16 protein-coding genes are annotated in these 19,694 nt (G+C 40.1%); 7 read left to right on the forward strand and 9 right to left on the reverse strand.

The window, feature by feature from the left end; genetic code table 11:
* The first annotated feature begins 163 nt into the window (after nt 1–163).
* The 3 genes from L3V38_RS09265 (at nt 164) to L3V38_RS09275 (ending at nt 1,408) form a co-directional block, all read left to right on the forward strand.
* Nucleotides 164–538, forward strand: coding sequence for a hypothetical protein (locus L3V38_RS09265; protein ID WP_237119203.1), 375 nt, complete (start codon nt 164–166; stop codon nt 536–538).
* Between the two features lie 142 nt (nt 539–680).
* Nucleotides 681–1,151 carry a GNAT family N-acetyltransferase gene (locus tag L3V38_RS09270; RefSeq protein WP_237119204.1) on the forward strand — a complete coding sequence of 157 codons (471 nt, stop codon included), beginning with the start codon at nt 681–683 and terminating at the stop codon, nt 1,149–1,151.
* A 110-nt stretch (nt 1,152–1,261) separates the two neighbouring features.
* Complete coding sequence (locus tag L3V38_RS09275; RefSeq protein WP_237119205.1) at nt 1,262–1,408, forward strand: hypothetical protein; 147 nt, start codon at nt 1,262–1,264, stop codon at nt 1,406–1,408.
* A 347-nt stretch (nt 1,409–1,755) separates the two neighbouring features.
* On the opposite strand, the gene L3V38_RS09280 is transcribed toward L3V38_RS09275, so the two are convergent.
* The 4 genes from L3V38_RS09280 to L3V38_RS09295 all read right to left on the reverse strand — a co-directional run bounded on the left by L3V38_RS09280 (nt 1,756) and on the right by L3V38_RS09295 (nt 6,377).
* A complete protein-coding gene (locus L3V38_RS09280; protein WP_237119206.1) occupies nt 1,756–3,189 on the reverse strand; it encodes a S41 family peptidase in 1,434 nt (477 codons plus the stop codon).
* A 197-nt stretch (nt 3,190–3,386) separates the two neighbouring features.
* On the reverse strand, nt 3,387–3,878 hold the full coding sequence (locus tag L3V38_RS09285; protein ID WP_237119207.1) for a DUF6653 family protein: 492 nt from the start codon (nt 3,876–3,878) through the stop codon (nt 3,387–3,389).
* Nucleotides 3,879–4,040: 162 nt separating this feature from the next.
* Complete coding sequence (locus L3V38_RS09290; protein ID WP_237119208.1) at nt 4,041–5,642, reverse strand: ATP-binding protein; 1,602 nt, start codon at nt 5,640–5,642, stop codon at nt 4,041–4,043.
* A 12-nt stretch (nt 5,643–5,654) separates the two neighbouring features.
* Nucleotides 5,655–6,377, reverse strand: coding sequence for a response regulator transcription factor (locus L3V38_RS09295; protein WP_237119209.1), 723 nt, complete (start codon nt 6,375–6,377; stop codon nt 5,655–5,657).
* Nucleotides 6,378–6,944: 567 nt separating this feature from the next.
* Here L3V38_RS09295 and L3V38_RS09300 point away from each other — a divergent pair.
* From L3V38_RS09300 to L3V38_RS09315, 4 genes are all read left to right on the forward strand, one after another.
* Entirely contained in the window at nt 6,945–7,859 is a 915-nt protein-coding gene (locus L3V38_RS09300) for an alpha/beta hydrolase (protein WP_237119210.1), read from the forward strand.
* Between the two features lie 59 nt (nt 7,860–7,918).
* Nucleotides 7,919–8,854 (forward strand): alpha/beta hydrolase, encoded by a 936-nt coding sequence (locus L3V38_RS09305; protein ID WP_237119211.1) that lies wholly within the window; start codon nt 7,919–7,921, stop codon nt 8,852–8,854.
* Nucleotides 8,855–8,961: 107 nt separating this feature from the next.
* Nucleotides 8,962–9,582, forward strand: a complete 621-nt coding sequence (locus L3V38_RS09310; RefSeq protein WP_237119212.1) for a flavodoxin — start codon at nt 8,962–8,964, stop codon at nt 9,580–9,582.
* Between the two features lie 17 nt (nt 9,583–9,599).
* Nucleotides 9,600–10,505, forward strand: a complete 906-nt coding sequence (locus L3V38_RS09315; RefSeq protein ID WP_237119213.1) for an AraC family transcriptional regulator — start codon at nt 9,600–9,602, stop codon at nt 10,503–10,505.
* 12 nt (nt 10,506–10,517) lie between these two features.
* Here L3V38_RS09315 and L3V38_RS09320 read toward each other — a convergent pair whose 3' ends face one another.
* The 5 genes from L3V38_RS09320 to L3V38_RS09340 form a co-directional block, all read right to left on the reverse strand.
* Nucleotides 10,518–13,841: an EAL domain-containing protein gene (locus L3V38_RS09320; RefSeq protein WP_237119214.1), complete on the reverse strand. Its 3,324-nt coding sequence runs from the start codon at nt 13,839–13,841 to the stop codon at nt 10,518–10,520.
* Nucleotides 13,842–13,965: 124 nt separating this feature from the next.
* Nucleotides 13,966–15,351, reverse strand: coding sequence for a tRNA 5-hydroxyuridine modification protein YegQ (gene yegQ / locus L3V38_RS09325; RefSeq protein ID WP_237119215.1), 1,386 nt, complete (start codon nt 15,349–15,351; stop codon nt 13,966–13,968).
* Between the two features lie 214 nt (nt 15,352–15,565).
* Complete coding sequence (locus L3V38_RS09330) at nt 15,566–16,051, reverse strand: hypothetical protein (RefSeq protein ID WP_237119216.1); 486 nt, start codon at nt 16,049–16,051, stop codon at nt 15,566–15,568.
* Nucleotides 16,052–16,126: 75 nt separating this feature from the next.
* Complete coding sequence (locus L3V38_RS09335; protein WP_237119217.1) at nt 16,127–18,748, reverse strand: hypothetical protein; 2,622 nt, start codon at nt 18,746–18,748, stop codon at nt 16,127–16,129.
* Nucleotides 18,748–19,359, reverse strand: coding sequence for a hypothetical protein (locus L3V38_RS09340; RefSeq protein ID WP_130151873.1), 612 nt, complete (start codon nt 19,357–19,359; stop codon nt 18,748–18,750). Before L3V38_RS09340 ends, L3V38_RS09335 begins: the two co-directional genes overlap by 1 nt.
* Nucleotides 19,360–19,694 lie beyond the last annotated feature (335 nt).

Genomic DNA, 19,694 nt, shown 5'->3' on the forward strand with positions numbered 1-19,694 from the left:
AAGTGAGAGCCTCCAAAAAGCCTATTTTTTATAAGTAAAGCCATAGCATAAACAACACCAATTCTGACACACCGAGCTGGTAGCGGCTCAGTCCAATAAGCGATTATGCAACTCAAACAGCGTGTTGCATAAATACTAAAATGTTATGTGGATGGAGGAGAAAATGGAAAGTCTTTTATATTTCGCAGCTTTCTTGCTAATGGTTGTATCTATTGCTCATTCTTACCTCGGAGAACGCTTTATCCTTTCTAGGTTGTTTAAGCGTGACAACTTGCCAAAGATCTTAGGAAGCGATGATTTTACTAAACGTACGTTGAGATTTGCATGGCACTTAACGTCAGTTGCCTGGTTGGGGCTAGCTGGCATTATTGTGGCTCTAGCGCAGCCAGAGTTTGGTAAACAACTGGTTGGCCAAATAATCGCTATTACATTTGGTGTGCACTTTCTGACGGCCCTATTAGGATCAAAAGGAAAACACCTATCATGGATACTGTTTGGTGCAATTACCGTTTTGGTGTTGGTGGGAGCATCCACATAACAAACTGCTCAAGAGGGATTCACAACGCTTAGCATTTTTGCTGCTTCTTCAAATTTAGTGTTTATGGCACAATGCTTTAGGTAAGGTGGTAGCGTTGTTCACCCCTTACTTGGGTGTTAGGTTCCTTCAGGAAAGTTTAGTAATGATTCGAAAAGCAGAAAAATCAGACTATGAAGAAATGGACTTAGTATTCAGAGAGTCAGCCAAAGCACTTTGCATTAGAAACTATGAAACATCACAAGTTTTAGATTGGGTTGGTCAACCTTGGGCTGAGCGTTTTATCGAAAGCGCAAATAAAGGTAATGATCAATTCGTAAAAATCAGTAATGGAAAAGTAGTATGCTTTGCTGAACTGAATATTAAAAACCTAAAGTTAAATTCTATATTTGTTTTACCTACATATGTAGGTAAAGGCATTGGGCAAGAAATGCTGAACTTTATATTTAGCGAAGCTCAAAAAGCAGGCTTACAATATTTAGATCTTGATGCTTCTTTAAATGCTGTTAATTTTTATATGCGTAATGGTTTTAAAAAGTACGGCATTAGTAAATTTACAACTCAAAATGGCGTTGTTTTGGACTCTGTGCAAATGAGGTGTGTACTCGGAACATAATAAGCTGTTCAAGCGGGACTGTTAGATTTTTCGAGGTTTAAATGGATTTCACTTTTATCAAAGTCAAAGAAGACGATATTCCTTTTTTATTGGAACTTAGAATAAACACCATGAGTGAACATTTCGATAAAGCAAATATAAGCCTATCTATCGCCGATCATTTAGAATTGGTAAAAGAGAACTTTGAGTGTATGTATTTTGTACTTTTCGGCGATGTAAAAATAGGGATGCTAAAATACGAAGAGATGGGTGTATAGGCAAAATTCATCAACTTCAGATCATGCCTAAACAACAAAACAAAGGGTATGGACGAGCTATCTTATCTTGGTTTATCAAGCACTCAACGTGTAAAGTATTAGAGCTTAATGTATTAAAACAAAATCGTGCTTTAAATTTATACCTTTCTCTGGGCTTCGTAAAGGTTGGAAAGGACAAATATGAGTATCATTTACGCCACAAACTCTAACAAAATCTCTCAAGGCGCTCGCTTCGCTCGAAGGGATAGCAACACGTCTTTGTACAAAAACAAGTTGTATGCCTGCTTACTCATTTCAATAAATCAGAATACATTGAGAAACGACTCAATGTATTCTAATTATAAGCGCTAGTCTTGAGAGAGAAGCCATTCTACAGCTGCGTCAAAACCTTTATCTGTTCCATTAACGCGATCTTGCAGGTTAAAAAATGACGTTTGAATCATCGGTGGGATACCTGTTTGCTCATATAACACGCGCTTATTTGATAATTGTTTCATATTAGACAGTCCAAAGATAAAACCATTCGGTAGTGATTTAATTAAACTACCCGATAACATTCCTTGCGTTGCCTCTCCTATTAATGTCACTTTTTCTGATGTACTAAGCATCACAGTTGCAAGCTCAGCAGCAGAAGCCGTTGTATTGCTTATCAGCACTACAACGGGTTTACCATAATTGTGTGCTGCAGGTGTGAGTGTTACAAACTGCTCAGGGGTAAACTGATTTCCGTAACGAGTACTTTTAATGTAGCCCGTTTGTGGGCTGGCAATAAAATACTCAGCGAGTGCCTTTGCCAAATAAGTATAGCCGCCACCGTTAAATCTTAAATCAATAATCACACCATCTGTTGATTCAAAATCAGCGATAACTTGCTTCATTGTGCTATGCAGTAAAGCAAGTGCTTCAGGGTGCTTATTCTCTTCGGTATAGTCGTTAAAGCTATCAATAAACAGATAACCTAACTTTTCGTGTGTCCCCCAAATAATGTGGTCGTTAGCTGCAAATGATAAAGTATCTGAGGATAAATTACTTAAAATAGCAGCCTGAATGAGGTCTTCACTCTCTTTGATGTACTCTGCTAAGGCACTATTTTGAGATATAGTTAACGGCGGCGTTAAATCATTTTTAGTAAGAAATTCGTTTCGTAGGCGCTCAAATAATATAGGCTTTTCTGACTGACGATAAACGGCCACTTTATCGCCGTCTGAGATAAAAGCATGTCCATTTTGCAACGGCTTAATTGCCTCAGACATTATTTCAAATAACTCTGCTCTTGAGGTTTGCTCTGATACAGCCCACCTAGCTTGTTGAGCTACCTCGGTCCAATCTACACCCACAGATTCAAAGCTATAATGGTATTGTGAAAAGGTTTGCAGAAACATCTCTAATATCACTTCGGGGGAGTTGTTATCAATCCCTGATGTTAAATCAAAAATATCATGGCGACATATTTCAGGCAGTTTTGATGATGATTCGTACTCAATGCCAAAGTCATTATCATCCACCGACAAGCCTGGGTATGTTGGGCTGAATAGTTCGTTGTCTGCTATTTGATAACGGCTTAAAAACTCGCTTTTACTTAAGGTTTCGATTTTAGAAAGTAAACAGTAGTCTGGTGTAAACTCATAATGCATAACAGCATCAGCCACGATATGAAGTGCAGAACCATAAGGCTCGGATACCCAATAACCTTGCTCGGGTTCAGACAGTCTACTTTCATCACACCCTCCCAATAAAAACAAAACAGGTAGTGCTAGTGTACCTAATCGACTCAGTTTCATAACATCCTCTTAATGCCAGTTTATCCAGTTCGTGATTAGTCGCTAGAAATTTTACTTACGATGAGCTACAAATCTCATCGCTTCCATTTCATGGCTAAACGAACCAGTATTGATTAAATTGTCTGCATGATAATCAAATGGCGTAGTAAATATCGGGTCGTTATGTGTCGAAATAAGACAGTTTGTGACAGTGCTCGTTAAAACGTGTCAAGGTTTACGTTGTCATGGTAAAGCCACACCATGCGGTCTAAAAACCAGCTTTTAGCTAAATAAGTTATTAAAACCCCATAAACACAGTGAGTAATATTAAAGCTATATGCCCCCCACAAACTTATGAAAACACCCACTGAAGCCGTTATTTTCAGAATCTGATACAGTCGTATTTGATGATGCTCAGGCAAGCTACTGCGATCACGGTTTAAGTATACCTGTTCGCCAAGCACAGCTTTCGTTGCCCAGCTAGACGCATCTTTAGGTTTTGAGAAAATAATGGGATTAATAAACGTCCAAACAACAGCTAATATCAAAACGACTATCATCAAAGTGATGCTGTAATTTCTTAGCCAAATAGCAGCTAAAAAGAGGGGCAATACGCTGTATCGAGACCACACACTTAAAGGGTTTGCATGCCTACCCCAACCATCGTGATCGAGCCTAAATAAGCGAGCCAACTTGCGTTCAATTGTCATACTGTGCTCCTTGGTATAAAAGAGTTTTGATAAGTTTCATACTATGTACAAATCAAAACCAGCAAGTAGCAGTATAACGAATAGAATACAGGCTTAATGTGACAAACTGGGACAGTGTTTTATTCGTCAGCCCCCTCTTTATACCTCACATTACTTAACAACTCACTCAGAGCATCTATACTCAGATGGCAAGTTAAAAACAAATAGTGCACCACCTAAAGCAGAACGCCCCGCAGTAATAGTGCCGCCATGCCACCTAGCTATTTGACTCACAATGGCGAGCCCTAAGCCATAGCCGTTATTTGACTCTGCTCTTGTGCTGTTAAGCTGCTCAAAAGGCATAAAAATGCGTTCCAGATCAGCCTCATTTATACCTGGGCCATCATCACTTACCTCAATTGTAAATTGCTCCGCTTGTAGGTTATATACAAGGGCGACTTCAACCTGAGAGTGAGCATATTTGCATGCATTGATGACTAGGTTGCTAACTGCACGCTGCATAGCAGTTTTATCAACATAAGCCAGCTTATCTCGACATTGAGGTTCGATATTTAACGTGTGTTGGATTGTCGGGTATAACTGAAAAATATTGTGGCATTCCCACTCTAATATTGAAGAAAGGTTATAACTTGCAAAATTAGCTAATTGTATTTTGTTGCTGTACCGAGATAACTGCAGTGTTTGATTAACCAAATGCTCAACATCATCAATACTGTTAAGAATAGTTTGTCGATACTGGTTATTTTGCTCTTTTGACGTTGAGTCATCAAGCATCTCAAACGCAAATCTAATTCGATATAACGGAGTGCGTAAGTCATGCGCTATAGCATTAGTGAGTGTTTTTTGGCCTTCAAGCAGCTGCTCTATTTTCTTCGCCATTTGATTAAATGTACTACCTAAACTAGCAACAACAGATATTTTTGATACTTCCGCCCTACTGTGTAGGTTTCCTTTACCAAACTCCGATGCAGCAACCAGCAGGTTTCGAAGATCACGCCATAATGGATATACCCATAAAAACATACAAACAGAAATCAGCAGTACAAACACGACTATCAATATCAGTACCACTGAAAGATCCACAGAAGTCGTTGGTATTAAATTAGCGTTCAAATACCCTTTTTTTGCTGGTAGCTGAGCATAAAATGATAGATCCCCTGAAGACTCTTCTCGCCAGAAAAAACCATCTTGCTCAATTTGTTGTTGTTCATCCAATGTGGGATTAAGTAAGTTAGGTGCGATGATTTCCATATCAAAAGAAAATGTTACCGACAATTGCTCAAGAAGCGACGGCCAGTCCTGCGAAGGTGTATTTTCAAATGCTTGTTGAAGAAGGTATATAGACCCTTGAGCGCCGCGTCTGATTTTTTCTTCTGCTGAAACATCAGTAAAAAACTGTAAGACTTGATCGCTTTGGGGTACTGTTTTTAAAAGACTTTCAGGCTCTGCATTAATGAATAGTATTTCACCTTGCTGTAAAAGTGCTTTTTTCTTATCACTCAAAGACAAGCTAGTTAAAGGCACGAGCCTAATATCAAAACCAAATTTCTGTTTCAGTGAAGCAATACTTTTTTGCCTCTCAGATTCAGGAATAATCGTTAATCGCGACTCAATTAACCTCAGTGTACCTTGATAGATATGAATAAACCGCTGACCTTCAATATGCTCATTAAATCGCACTATTGGATTATACTGGCTAGGATATAAAAGAAAGAATAGAGGGCCAAACACCAGCAACCATAATCCTGCAAACGATTTAAGCATACGCCATACCCTCTAATATACGCATAACTGATACCCCAGTCCTCTCACAGTTTTTATCATCTCTTCAGAGTGGTACATATGTAGTTTCTTTCTTAACCTTGACACGCGCCGATCAATAGAGCGGTCTAATCCATCGTATTCAAATCCTCTAATTGTCTGGATTATGTCATCGCGTGACACCACCTTACCTATTGAGCGAGCCAGTAACACCAATAGTTCAAATTCTGCACTCGTGAGTTCAACTGAATGACGATTTAATGTGACTGAGCGGTTGCTCAAATTAATGACTAAGGGGCCACATTCTATAGCCGTATGAACTTCGTCATTAGGATGATATGGGTTTGCTCTTTGTGAACGACGAAGTAAAGCATTAATTCTCGTTAGGAGTAACCGAGGTTGAACTTGTTTTACTATGTAGTCATCAGCCCCTATCTCAAGGCCCAACATTTGGTCAATATCATCGTCCAGTGCAGTTTGCATCATAATAAAACCGTGATACTCACTGCGGATCTGGCGGCAAACATCCAAACCATTCATCCCGGGGAGCATAATATCCAAAATAACGAGGTCAGGTTGGCAACGTAAGATTTCCTTTGCAGCCTCCGCCCCATTAGAAAACACCGACACATTAAATTGATATCGCTCTAAAAAGTCTCTGATTAAACAGGATAACGCTAAGTCGTCTTCAACAAGGAAAATAGATTTTTTGGGGTTGGCTTGTGGTGATAAATTCATCCTTTTCCTCTATCAAAGAACTGAGGGCTTCAAGAACCCGATTAAACTTCACAGCATCATTTAACCTGCAATGTGTACTGAAGAATGCTAATCTTTGTTATACTATCACTCGGTTTCTAAACTCGCTACTGTTACGATTTCATGTCTAAGTGTGCAGCATTTCCCCTCTTAGCGCTTGTCGACCAATAAGAAATGAACATCACTTCCTGTAAAGTAACTATTTAATTAAAGCAAAACAGGCAATTTGGCTTCCATTATCCACTAAAGTATACAGCTACTCTTCTAGGCAACTAGAACCTGTATCTTCACTGATAAAAATGAACGACAAGCAATATTATTGTATGTTAGTTAAAATAACCATAAGCACAAACAATCACCACTTCGCTTTTATTTAAATTACTGCACTTATTGTCTTTCGGCATTTTAGACAAACACCCTGTCATTTTAGGCAAACATTCGTTTCAACCGACTTCTATACTTAATCTCAATGAAGGACGCAAAGCAAACAGCTCTGCAATCGAGAATAGTCTCTGTCCTTACTTATTAACCCAACGAGGATATACGCTCATGAACAAAGTTACTTTTCCAAACACTAACGGTTTAGATATTACTATCGCTGGCTTATTAAATTTACCTGCTGATTTTGATGAAACGAAAACCTACCCAGCCGTTGTCGTATCGCATCCAGGTGGTGGTGTTAAAGAGCAAACAGCAGGGACTTACGCACGTAAACTAGCTGAGCAAGGTTTTGTCGCTATTGCGTACGATGCATCTTACCAAGGTGAAAGCACTGGCGAGCCACGCCAACTTGAAAACCCACATGTTCGTACCGAGGATGTAAGTGCAGTAATCGATTACTTAACGACCTTACCTTATGTAGATAATGATCGCATTGGCGCAATGGGTATCTGTGCAGGGGCAGGTTACACCGCAAATGCTGCAATTAACGACCGTCGTATTAAAGCCGTTGGCACAGTAAGCATGGTAAATATTGGCCAAATGTTCCGTAATGGCTGGGATAACAATGTAAAAGACAGCGACGCTATCCCATATATCCAAGCTGGCTCTGATTCTCGCACATCGGATGCAAGTGGTAACGACATTGCGACCATCCCAATGGCACCGCTGAAAGAAGAAGATGCACCAAACGAAGAGCTTCGCCAAGCGTGGGAATACTACCACACAGACCGCGCAGCTTATTGCACTGCACCGGGTTTTGCGACTGCACGCAGCTTAAATCAAATCATCACTTATGATGCATTCTTTAAAGCTGAAGCATTTTTAACACAACCATTACTGACCGTTGTCGGCAGCAATGCAGGCAGCAAGTGGATGAGCGATGACCTAATGGCGCGCACTGCATCAAGCAGCAAAAACATGCACATCGTTGAAGGTGCAAACCACATGGATTTATATGATGGCGAAAGTGAAATCACTGAAGCTATCAGCGTATTAGCCCCGTTCTTTACAAGCAATCTGTAATTATTAATACGTATGAGCCCAAACAGGGCTCATACCTAAACGGTATTTAGGAGAAAAACATGAACATTCAAACAGTTAGTATTCAAAACCACGATATGGCATGGGCTATCTCAGCACTTGTTTTAACACCTGCTAATTTTGATGAGTCAAAAACCTACCCAACCATGATCAGTGTTCACCCATTTGGTAGCTGTAAAGAACAAACCTCAAGTAGTGTATATGGTAAAGCACTTGCTGAAGCGGGTTATGTGGTTATTGCCTTCGATGCCAGCTATCAAGGTCAATCTGGCGGTACACCTCGCTTTATTGAAAACCCATCACAACGTGTTGAAGATATTAGCCATGTTATTGATTATGCAGTGACACTCCCTTATGTCGATAACGAGCGCATTGGCAGCATTGGGGTATGTGGTGGGGGTGCTTATGTATTTAACTCAGCACTGACTGAAAAGCGCGTGAAAGCCGTTGTGGGCATCACACCAGTTAATTTAGGTCGTTTATTTAGAGAAGCATTCACCGAGTTTAACCCAGTCGGCGCACTTGAAGCGATGGCAGCACAACGGACTGCTGAAGCACTTGGTGGTGATTTACAAGTTAACGAATTACTCCCACCAAGTATTGAATTTGCCCGCGACAATGGCCTGACTGAACGTGATGTTTTCGAAGCGACCGATTACTACAAAACATCGCGTGGTCAAAGCGAAGGTGGCGCAACACGTATGTTATTTTCTCATGCACAAAAAACCCTCACGTGGGATGCCTTCGCGTTTGCCGAAACATTAATGACTCAACCTATGATGGCTGTAATTGGTCAAAAAGTAGGGGCATTTGGCGCGTACCGTGACGGTAAAGAAATTTACGGAAAGTCATTTGCATCAAAAGACCGACAACTCGTTGAACTAGAAGATTGGTCACACTATGACCTGTACGATAACCCTGAGCCAGTTGCGTTAGCGATGCAGCAAATACTGCCTTTTTTAACCAAGCATTTATAAATCGGGCGCTTATAAACTGAGCATGCATAAAACAAAGAAGTTAGGCCCATGCTTGGCCTAACTTACTTTTGTTGTTGAATTGAATTTGCGATTTTAGGAGTTAACGAATGATTAAATGGCTATTTATAATACTCGCAGTAGTCGTATTAGGGCTTTTATCTCTTGCCATTTGGGTCACACAAACTGAAAAATCACAGCATGCTAAAAACAGCTTACGTCTACACAATGCGGAGCCGAGAATCACGCTTGATGCCAAAACAGCCGTTGTGGTTTTTTCTCGCTCTGGGAATACTGGGGTTTTAGCAGATCACATAGCGCAAAAGCATAACGCGGAGCTGTTTGAGATAACGGCTACCGATTACGAGTTAGGTATTCCTGGTTGGATAGCAGCTCTCAATGATGCCAGAAGCAACGTAGCAACAATTACCCCGAGCAATATAAACCTTGAGAAGTATCAAACCATTTATTTAGGCTCACCTATTTGGCTTTATAGCCCTGCCCCACCGATTTGGCAGTTTGCAAAAAATAATGACTTTCCAGGTAAAAATGTGATTTTATTTAATACCTTTAACAGTAAGTTCGAACAGCATTTTATTGATGATTTTGAAAAGCTAGTTCGGGCAAATGGCGCAAAAACGTTTTCTCACAGGTACGTGAATCGTGGCCGTATGGGCTCTCAAATTAGTAGCCAAGATATGCTTGATAAATTTGACAGCCAAGATAACTAACCGTGAGTTTTTAAAACATGATAGACACCAACCATCAAGAGATTGCTAAACCGCTCGCGCAAAAGATTATGTTATTCGCTAATAAAGCGGGTGATATTACCTCTCATACGCCAGAGCTCACATTGCACATTCGTAACGCACCAACCGACCCCTTGCATTGTATTTACACATTAAGCCTTGCGGTGGTGCTGCAAGGTGCAAAAATGCTTTCAGTTGAAAACAGTGTACTGTCCTGCTCTGGTGGGCAAACCATGTTAACGACTTTCGATTTACCCGTGGTATCCCATGTGACCGAAGCAACACGCCACCAGCCATTTGTTGCCATGGTACTAAAGCTTGATTACAACTTAATTTTGCAAACAGCCGCAGAACTTAAACTGCCAAAGCAATCACGCAACGAAACGTTTGAGCCGATTTCTATTCATAATATCGATGCTGGCCTAACTGATGCACTCACTCGGTTATTCGAGCTTGAATATAATCCCGCACTTCGCGACGGCTTACAGCCATTACTCATGAAAGAAATTGTTATTCGCCTTTTACAGGGATCTCATGGGCCTCACCTTAGAAAACTAGCATCAGAGGGGTCACCAAGTAGTCATATAGTTAGAGTTGTGAGCTGGCTTAAAACCAACTTTATGCGCCCAGTACAAATTGAAGAGTTAGCAAAACAAGCGCATATGAGCTCATCAACATTTCGCCAGCACTTTAAAACCATTACTGGCACCAGCCCATTGCAGTATTTAAAAACCTTACGCCTGCAAGAAGCTCGCGATCAAATGCTGATCAATGGTCTTGATGCTGGTCAAGCAAGTGGTGTGGTCGGTTACGAAAGCCCTTCGCAATTTAGTCGCGAGTACAGCCGTTTATTTGGCCTGCCTCCGCAAAAAGATATGCAAAGGTTAAGGCAACAACAAATTTAAACAAACTCGTTATTATTTGCTAATTAAAGCCAGCTTAGATTGCTTACCTTTCACAAACTCATACAGCATTTTAATTGGCAGGGGTTTACTGAAGTAATAGCCTTGTACTTGGGAGCACTCAAGCTCTTTTAGTATGTTCAGTTGCTGCGGGGTCTCGACCCCTTCGGCAATTGACTCCATATTTAACGCGCTGGCTAAATCAATCATAGCCTTAACAATTGCCTTATCAGCATCGCTGGGGTTTTCTAAATCATCAATAAACGATTTATCTATTTTGAGCTTATCGAGTGAAAAGTCTTTTAAATAATTCATCGACGAATAGCCTGTACCAAAATCATCAATCGACATTTTAAAACCGGCTTCACGCAATTTTGTGATGGTGTTTAAGGCAAATTGAGGGTTACCAATGGCAATGGTCTCGGTCAACTCGAGCTCAATACATTCAGGGCTAACGGAATGTGTTTGCAAAACCGCAATTAAATCACCAAGTAAATGCTTTTTAATGAATTTAGTCGCCGATAAGTTAATCGCAAACGTCAGTTTATGCATACCACTTTCTTGCCATTGACGAACAGTTTTAACGGCATTTTCAAATACCCAGTCATCAATTTCACTGATGCGCCCGCAACTTTCAGCGATAGGAATAAATTCAGCGGGTGATACATCACCCAGTATTTCTGAGTGCCAACGTAGTAACACTTCTGCGGCAACGGTTATACCCGTTGCAAGTTCGATCTGTGGCTGAAACACCAACGAAAACTCATTATGTTCAATCGCATAATTAAGCGCATTTATAATCTGTAGCTGTCGCAGCCCAGACTTATTCATCTCCTCAGCGTAAAATAGCGTATTATTACGACCTAGCTTTTTAACTTCGAACATCGCTGATTCTGCCATTTGCAATAACGGCTCAAACTCTTTGCCATCAATAGGATATAAAGCAATACCAATAGAGGCCGTAACAACAATTAATTCATCATTGACCAGTAACGGCTCGCTTATCACCCTTAATAATTCTTGTGTACTTTTATTTATGGCGCCTGTCGATGTATAGGGAGTAATAAATGCAAAACGATCGCTTTGTAAACGCGCCACCATTATATGCTCCCCTAAAAAGCTGCGGATTCTGGCGCTTAACTTTTGCAGCACAAGGTTGCAATGAGCTATCCCCATTGCTTTGTTTAGTATTTTAAAGTTATCTAAACCAATTAATATAAATGCAGCTTTCGAATCTTCGTGTGGCTTGGCAATTCCTTCAAATTCCATTTTTAATCTGTCTTGATTTGCCAGTCCAGTTAGTTGGTCAAAATAGGAAAGTTGATGAATGCGTGTTTCACTCTCAACTTCTTTAGTCATATCATGTTGAAATGATATGTAATTACTCACCTTGCCTTGTTTATCTAAAATTGGATAAATGGTTGTTTGCTCAACAAGGGTTTTGCCATGCTTAGTCATATTAACTAACGCCCCTACCCAAGCTTGTTTATTTTTAAGCTGCTGCCACATATCTTTATAAACAGAGGGGTCTGTTTGCCCTGCACTGATTGTTTGAGGGCTTTGTCCTATTAGCTCATCGTAGTCATACTGGCACATGTCTAAATAAGCGCGGTTCATATACTCAATTTTGGCATCTGTGTTGGTAAACATAATGGGGTGTGGGTTTTGTTCAACCGCTTGTGACAGAATATGCATGCGTTTATTTAGGTTTATTTTATTAAACCACTGCCAAACAGACTCAGCCCATACTGTAAGCATGTTTTTGTCATGCACTGTGAACACTTTTTCGATATGTTGCAAAATGATAGCCATATGACATTTTCCATACCGAAGAATTGGCACAACTAAAAAAGAGTTTGAATCGCTTGGTAAACCAAATTCTTTTGCTTGTTTACGATTAACAATAACAGCTTCGCCAACGGCCACTTTTGCTTGTAGTTTTTCGGTACACACGGCAAATGTAGAACCGTGTTCAGCTCTATAGGCAAGTTGCTTTTGTTCATTACAGATAAACAGCGCAGCGCCATCACAGTTTGTTATCGCACGTGCTTGCTCGACGGCATAATTTAGCAATACATCTTGGTCATCTTGAAAAGAGATTTCGGTCAAATGTAGCAGACCTCGATTAAACTTACTTTGCTGTATAAGTGCAGCTACGCGGCCCACTTTTTCAGATACATCGCGAGCATTCACTAAATAGGTAGGGCCATTATTATCATATTCAAATAATGTGATAGAAAACTCAAAATGAATCACACGCCCCTTAGATGCAATAGGTAATGGATTCAACAAACACACCCCAGAACATTTTGACTCTTTTAACCCCTTTATAAACTCTTGCGCATCTAAATCCGAAAATAGCTTTAGGATGTTTTTTCCTATCATGCCTTTAATGAAAATATGATTATCAGAATTATCACTAAAAACCTCACGAAATGTGCCATTTTCTTCAAGCTCGAATACTGAATCGGGTAAGGCAGTCAGCGTTGCTGATAATTGCTTAGTTGAGTTTTCAAGTGCTGCATAGGGCTTAGTAACGGTTTCTACAAAGAGAATTTTATAGAGTAAGAAATAAGTTAACCCTTTATAAACGTGACCAAAAAAGTTAAAGATATTGGTCGTGTGAGAGGTGTCATTAAATACTACAAAACATGTTTCGCTCAAAATAGCGAGTACGCACACAAGGGTTTTACCTGCTATGTTCAAATTTGCTCTAGGCTTACTTAACTGAGAGGCGAACATAAAAGCTGCACTGGTATAAAGGACTAATACACTCAGCTCTATTATAAATTTTACGTGACTTGCCCCTTTTCCTTGAATGTATATAGCTGATAACCATTGCGGCGAATAGAACATTGCGCTAGCAATACAGAAACTGAAGAGCAGTAATGAAGTTAATAATATATTGGCATTAAGAGGCTTATATTTAAACCAGATCCCCATCGCAATAATTAAAAATGCTGCGGCATTAAAAAGTCGTGCAATTAACCAAAAATTAAGCACTAAACTCATTTGCTCTGCACTTTCATGCATATTGTCATAAGCTAAAAAGTGCAAGGAGTCGAAAATAGCAACACACAACATTGTGCATGCAAGCAACAACAACTGATAATTTTTAGTAAAATGCCAAGTATTCCAACCAATGGCGAAAATCAAAAACGAAATAACAACCGAAAACAACTCTACGCTGGTATGCATAGCAACATAAAATGGTATTTCAGCAATTAAACCAAACCACTCTAGTAGCAATACAACTGCACTCAAAACAATACCCGCAGCAATATATGGCAGCGTGTGTAAAAGCTCTCGATGATGGGATTTATGGACTAAAAATTTCACCACAATTTTTAATTAAATTTGTTATTTGCCTTATAAAAAGGATAGTAAAAATAATTATTAGCGACAGTGAAATAGCAAAAAAGGTGAATAAAATGCGCTAAGTATGACCTAGCGCATCTTGTTGTTAAGCTTTATTGAATGGATTGCGGGTATCTTGGTCGGCATCTAGATTACGCATCAAAATTGCGTGATCTAAGTCGATGTCTTCTGGCAAAGGAATTTTTACAATATGGCCCGAGCCTTTTGCATCGCTAATGGCTTCGCCTTTTTTATTTTCCATAAACTCAAGGTTAAAATTGATATTGCCTTTTGGCGTCATTAGCTCAAGTGAATGACCAGTACAGAATTTATTTTTCACATCAATTTCAACTAAACCATTGTTAGTGCGGCCTAATACTTCACCGACAAATTGCTGCTTATCAGATACCGAATGACCGTACTCATAATTTTGATAGTCTTGGTGCGCATGGCGCTTTAAAAACCCTTCGGTATAGCCTCGATGCGCTAAGTTTTCGAGGGTTTTAAATAAGTTTGCATCAAATGGACGGCCTGCAACCGCATCATCAATGGCTTTACGATACACTTGCGCAGTACGTGCAACATAATAGAAAGACTTTGTACGGCCTTCAATTTTTAAACTATGTACGCCCATTTTAGTGAGTTGATCAACATATTGAACTGCACGTAGGTCTTTTGAATTCATAATGTAAGTACCATGCTCGTCTTCAAAAGCAGGCATGTATTCGCCAGGACGCCCCTGCTCTTCCAGCATAAATACTTCGTTACTTGGTGCGCCATCCCCAAGTGTTGGGATCACCGCTTTAGGGTCGATTTTATGTACCATTTCACCGGTTTCATTTTCGATGCCTGGTTTTACATCGTAATTCCAACGACATGCATTAGTGCACGTTCCTTGATTTGGATCGCGTTTATTAATATACCCTGATAACAAACAACGACCAGAATACGCCATGCAAAGTGCACCGTGAACAAACACTTCAAGTTCTGTATTCGGGCATAGCTGGCGAATTTCAGCGATTTCTTCAAGCGATAATTCGCGCGATAAAATGACACGCTCAATACCTTGCTTTGCCCAAAAATTCACTGTGGCATAGTTCACCGCATTGGCCTGAACAGATAAGTGAATTGGCATGTCAGGCCATTTTTCACGAACCAACATAATAAGCCCAGGATCAGACATGATCAGCGCATCAGGCTGCATAGCAATGACAGGCTCAATATCGCGTAAATACGATTTTACCTTGGCATTGTGGGGAGCAATGTTCGACACCACATACAATTTTTTATTTTGTGCGTGCGCTTCATTGATACCTATTTGTAGGTTATCTAGGTCAAACTCATTGTTACGAACACGAAGGCTGTAACGAGGCTGACCTGCATAAACAGCATCTGCACCATAGGCAAAAGCATAACGCATATTCTTTAAACTACCCGCAGGTGATAACAACTCAGGCGTAAAAGGACGAGGGGTCAAAATAGGTGACGACATGAAAGCTCCACACATCGAACCGAGTACAAGTCGGTTGCATGAATTAATAGAATAATTGAGCGCGGGAGTATAATAATCTGCCTATTTTTTTTATTGATCTAGATCATAATTGGCGAAGCTCTCTTATCACACACCATCGATTACACAGCTATAAAGAGATGCCCAAATCGGTCGCCATCTCTTTACAGCAGACTCAGTTTTAACTTAATAAAGGTTATACACCACTCAAACGGTCACGACGCTTGTTCCACAGTAAAAATTGATAGCCAAGTAAACCATCTGCTTGAATATTGATTCGTCCACCTGCTGCTTTCATCACTTTTAAAGCACCACTTTTATTATTAAACTGAAATTCAAACGTATAGGTACTTTGCGTTTGTTGTTGTAGGCGAATATCTATTTGTTGCTCATGCTGACCTTGCAAACTAACCAGCTTGCCATCTACAAAGCGGTATTTTATGGGCTTGGTTGTTGCAATTAATTTGGGCATTAATTTAGCAATATTCTCATCCCAGTAAGCTGATTTTTTAGCGTACTCTAAAGACGCTGCTTCATCTAACTCCCACACTGTAGCAAGCTCTTCAGGGAAGGTTTTGTTCGTGTTGAGTTTATCTTGCTGTAAGCTCGATTGCGCACCTGAGTTAAATGTAATGAAGCAAAAAATCAACAGATATAGTGTGTGCATCGCATGTTTATACATTACCTGCTCCTTTTATAACTTAATTAGAAAAGGCTCACTGTAGCAGTGAGCCTTTGGGATCTTACGGAGTAAATACTAGTCTGCTATATGTGCGCAGCGACCAAATTCAGCGCCTTTCTCAACCGCCTTAACAACTTGCTTAGGGAAGCTAAGCTCATAATCAGTGCCGTTATCACACACGAATGCTTTGTTTGCATCAACCTCAATTGATAAGGTTAACCCTGCAATACCGGCCATCATCTCAGAACCATTGGCACTCAAACCAAATATATTGTCTGTTAACAAGCCTTTCGCTTCGCTTACACCTTGTTTTGAGAAAAACTCTTTTGATGACATCCAGCCAATTCCCTCAAGATAAATAGCACCAACAAAACCACCTGCTAGCGGGCTGCCTGCACGACCAGTGATCATTGAAAGATCTTCATTTGCATCAAGCACTATCACTGAAGGAAGGCCAAAGCCTAAGTCAACAAGTTCATCATGGCTGTAGCCTAAGCCACAATAATCAGTCCAAAGGTTAATCGCAGGCACATGTTCACACCAACGTAGGCTGCCAATTTCCTTCGTGTTACCCGTTGTTGTATCCCAAACTTTAACACCTTGTGGACGTCGATTTTCAATCGAACCAAATGCAACGTAACGACCATCTTCAGAAATAACAGAGTTATCAATTGCCCCATACTCAGTGTATGTATCAACTAGTTGACCATTTACCCATGCTATTTGGGTGTAGCCATTAGTCGAACCGGTAATCGTTGTGCCATTGCCTGATACCCTATCAGCTCTAACCCAAGCAGTACGGCGGATCTCTGTGTCTCCATCCATGATTGCAGCTTCCTTACCTGAGCCATAGGAACGATCTACCGCTTTTACACCTTCTAAAAGAGTCGCCTTACCTGTACTGGCATCCCATACGGTAGGGATACCTATTGAAAACGAGCCTTCACCTGGCGCACAGCTGTTACTGCCATCGTATGGGAATCGCGTAGTACCAACGACAACCTTACCTGAGTCATCTATATCCCAAATACTATGTGAACTATTACCTTGCTGGCTTGAAAGTGAGCAGGTGTTGCCTGTTAAATCTTCGAGCATGGAAACCTTGCCTGAATTAATATCCCAAACACCACCTTGCATAATACCGTTATCATTAAAGTGAGCTGTAATAGCCGCTTTAGTAGCCGTTTTATTCATAGCTGCATTTGTAGAACTAAGTAATGCATACCCTTGAGGTGTGGTAAGTGTATCTATTTCGTTGTTAGCACTGTCATAGATAAATGGAATACCTGATGAAGTTACACCAAGCGCCTTCTTACCATTTTTAGCATGGTCCATCACAAACGCTGAGATAAGTGGTGTATATTGGATACCATCAAGATAGCCATTGAAAACCATCTCCACTTCTTTTGTTTCACCTGCCGATACAACAATTTCTGTCATTGCACACGCATTATCGACACTTGGATCTGCGCTTTCGTTTTCATTCCAATACTCTGACTCTGAAAGAATATTGGTTTGTGTTGTAGGGTAACCACCGGCATTAATCTCTTGAGTATACAGAGCATAGCGCGCGCCAGGCTTTAAACCATTGATGGTAAATGAGCCATCAGGACCAATTAGGCCTTGCGTCATATTGCCTGATTGTTGACTGATCACGTCTTGATATGGGTCATCTAGATTACGTGCAATTAAGTTAACCCCCGAATATTCAACGCCTTCCTTGGTAAGTAGCTTACCTTTAATGCGACCGAACTGAGATTTATATTCAGCCGTTGGATAGAGATCTGAAATATTAACAATATCGTCTTTCACATTGACCGTATGCTGGTTCGCACCGGCTGAACCACGCACATTAATAAATGGAAACATTGTTTCAATACCTGAATGGTCAAGCATAGATCCATTTGTGAATTTAGTAACGCCAGCACAACCTGGTACACCATCATATTGAGGGCTATAACTTGCCGACATATAAACTAAGTGACCATTGGCTTGCGAATGCGACATATTAATCGCATGACCAAATTCATGAGTGAAAACACCCCCAACCTGCGTACCTTCTGTGTCACTAATATCCACAAACCAGCCATTCATCAGCGCTGTTGCTTCTATAATTTCGCCTGTTTCTTCGTCCGCCCACTCAGGAAAAGCAATCCCCAGCACTGAGTCTCTAGGAACACCGAAGTAATTCTCAAGAATCGATCCATCGGTATCATAGTTAACCCAGAAGCCATAGCCATTCTCAACACCATAAATTTGATCCACATTATCAGCTGTAACATCAGCAATACCTGTTTTCTCAAAAATAGTGCCCTGAATAGACATTTCAAATGTCGATGTTTCAACATCTGACCATTCTTTAACAGCTTTTGCTGTGACTTTATTTGCTTGCTCAATTGATAAGAACGTATAGTCACGTTCAAGCTCAGTATTAGCAGGAAGCACAGTGCCGTCAGGTAAGGTCACATCAATATTAAATACTGTGCCTTTCTCAAGTACAGTAAATGTTTGTACATCATTACCGTCTTTATCTTTGATTAGTTGACCACCATCAGTCCAAACTGGAATACTTCCTTTTGATGTATCCCATTTGTAAGGGGTCATTGTTGGTTCATGAATATATAAAGGACCGCCAGCGAAGGCACCAGATGTGACGGTCGCTAAGGTTAAGGCTGCTGCAATTTTTGAAAATTTCATTATTGTTGTGCTCCAGTCAATTTACCCACTAATCCCATAAACACGCCTACATCTACGGCGCCTGGTGTTGTTAAAATATTTTGCTGTTCAGTCGTTAAATCACTGGTGTCAACGCCTTCAAAAAGGCCATCGTTAGCAAAGCTGTTCTGAACTTTTCCGTTACGTACAACAAACTTACCTTGCGCTAAACCTACCGTGGTTTGAAAACCTGTCATTGCAGCAGGTTTATACATAAACGCAATAACCTGCTCGCCTTCGCGCCATTTAGAAAATCCTTCCGGTGTAGCACCTAGGTAAACCTTACCGTTACCCATAGAACGCGGTTTCAGTAAGCCAAACTGTCTAAATGTGTAGGTAGAATCATTTTTTAACTTTCCTTTGGCATCAGATGCTACTTGCAATGTCACCTCTGTGTATGGGCGCTTATTATCAAACCCATCCGTCACTTTAATAACTTTGCCAGAAATAATATTTTTTGACTGAACCGCCATCTCTTGCAGATTTTGTTGTTTTAATTTCATTGCATGAGCAACAGGTGATAATGTCAGCACGGCACTTAACGCAATAGCGGATGCGCAAGACAGCTTAGAAAGTAGGCTGCGTGATCTCATTTTTCTCTCCTTTATATTTATTTTTAATCGAATGCATACTTAAGAATTCAGTTTCTTAATAGAAAACTAATTCACGTATATTTTATGATTGATAAACACCTAAAACTCACGCAAAACCATGTAGCGTTTTGTACATTAAAATTAACATTTCAATTACAATTTAAAATTAGGAAAGACAGTTGAAAGTGGTAAGATAAAGTTGAGGAAAGATTTAAAAACACAAAAAATCAAAAACTTATATTTATGGCATTTTATTTAAAACAAAATACACAACAAAAGTGAACACCAAGTTAACAAAATAAAGAAAGCCAACCGTTGTTAATAGCTGATCAATT

This window comes from Pseudoalteromonas sp. L1, assembly GCF_021728095.1.
Lineage (GTDB): Bacteria > Pseudomonadota > Gammaproteobacteria > Enterobacterales > Alteromonadaceae > Pseudoalteromonas.

Coding starts and splice junctions, on each gene's coding strand:
- L3V38_RS09265 (WP_237119203.1), top strand. CDS start 164: ATGGAAAGTCTTTTATATTTCGCAGCTTTCTTGCTAATGGTTGTATCT.
- L3V38_RS09270 (WP_237119204.1), top strand. CDS start 681: ATGATTCGAAAAGCAGAAAAATCAGACTATGAAGAAATGGACTTAGTA.
- L3V38_RS09275 (WP_237119205.1), top strand. CDS start 1,262: ATGAGTGAACATTTCGATAAAGCAAATATAAGCCTATCTATCGCCGAT.
- L3V38_RS09280 (WP_237119206.1), bottom strand. CDS start 3,189: ATGAAACTGAGTCGATTAGGTACACTAGCACTACCTGTTTTGTTTTTA.
- L3V38_RS09285 (WP_237119207.1), bottom strand. CDS start 3,878: ATGACAATTGAACGCAAGTTGGCTCGCTTATTTAGGCTCGATCACGAT.
- L3V38_RS09290 (WP_237119208.1), bottom strand. CDS start 5,642: ATGCTTAAATCGTTTGCAGGATTATGGTTGCTGGTGTTTGGCCCTCTA.
- L3V38_RS09295 (WP_237119209.1), bottom strand. CDS start 6,377: ATGAATTTATCACCACAAGCCAACCCCAAAAAATCTATTTTCCTTGTT.
- L3V38_RS09300 (WP_237119210.1), top strand. CDS start 6,945: ATGAACAAAGTTACTTTTCCAAACACTAACGGTTTAGATATTACTATC.
- L3V38_RS09305 (WP_237119211.1), top strand. CDS start 7,919: ATGAACATTCAAACAGTTAGTATTCAAAACCACGATATGGCATGGGCT.
- L3V38_RS09310 (WP_237119212.1), top strand. CDS start 8,962: ATGATTAAATGGCTATTTATAATACTCGCAGTAGTCGTATTAGGGCTT.
- L3V38_RS09315 (WP_237119213.1), top strand. CDS start 9,600: ATGATAGACACCAACCATCAAGAGATTGCTAAACCGCTCGCGCAAAAG.
- yegQ (WP_237119215.1), bottom strand. CDS start 15,351: ATGTCGTCACCTATTTTGACCCCTCGTCCTTTTACGCCTGAGTTGTTA.
- L3V38_RS09330 (WP_237119216.1), bottom strand. CDS start 16,051: ATGTATAAACATGCGATGCACACACTATATCTGTTGATTTTTTGCTTC.
- L3V38_RS09335 (WP_237119217.1), bottom strand. CDS start 18,748: ATGAAATTTTCAAAAATTGCAGCAGCCTTAACCTTAGCGACCGTCACA.
- L3V38_RS09340 (WP_130151873.1), bottom strand. CDS start 19,359: ATGAGATCACGCAGCCTACTTTCTAAGCTGTCTTGCGCATCCGCTATT.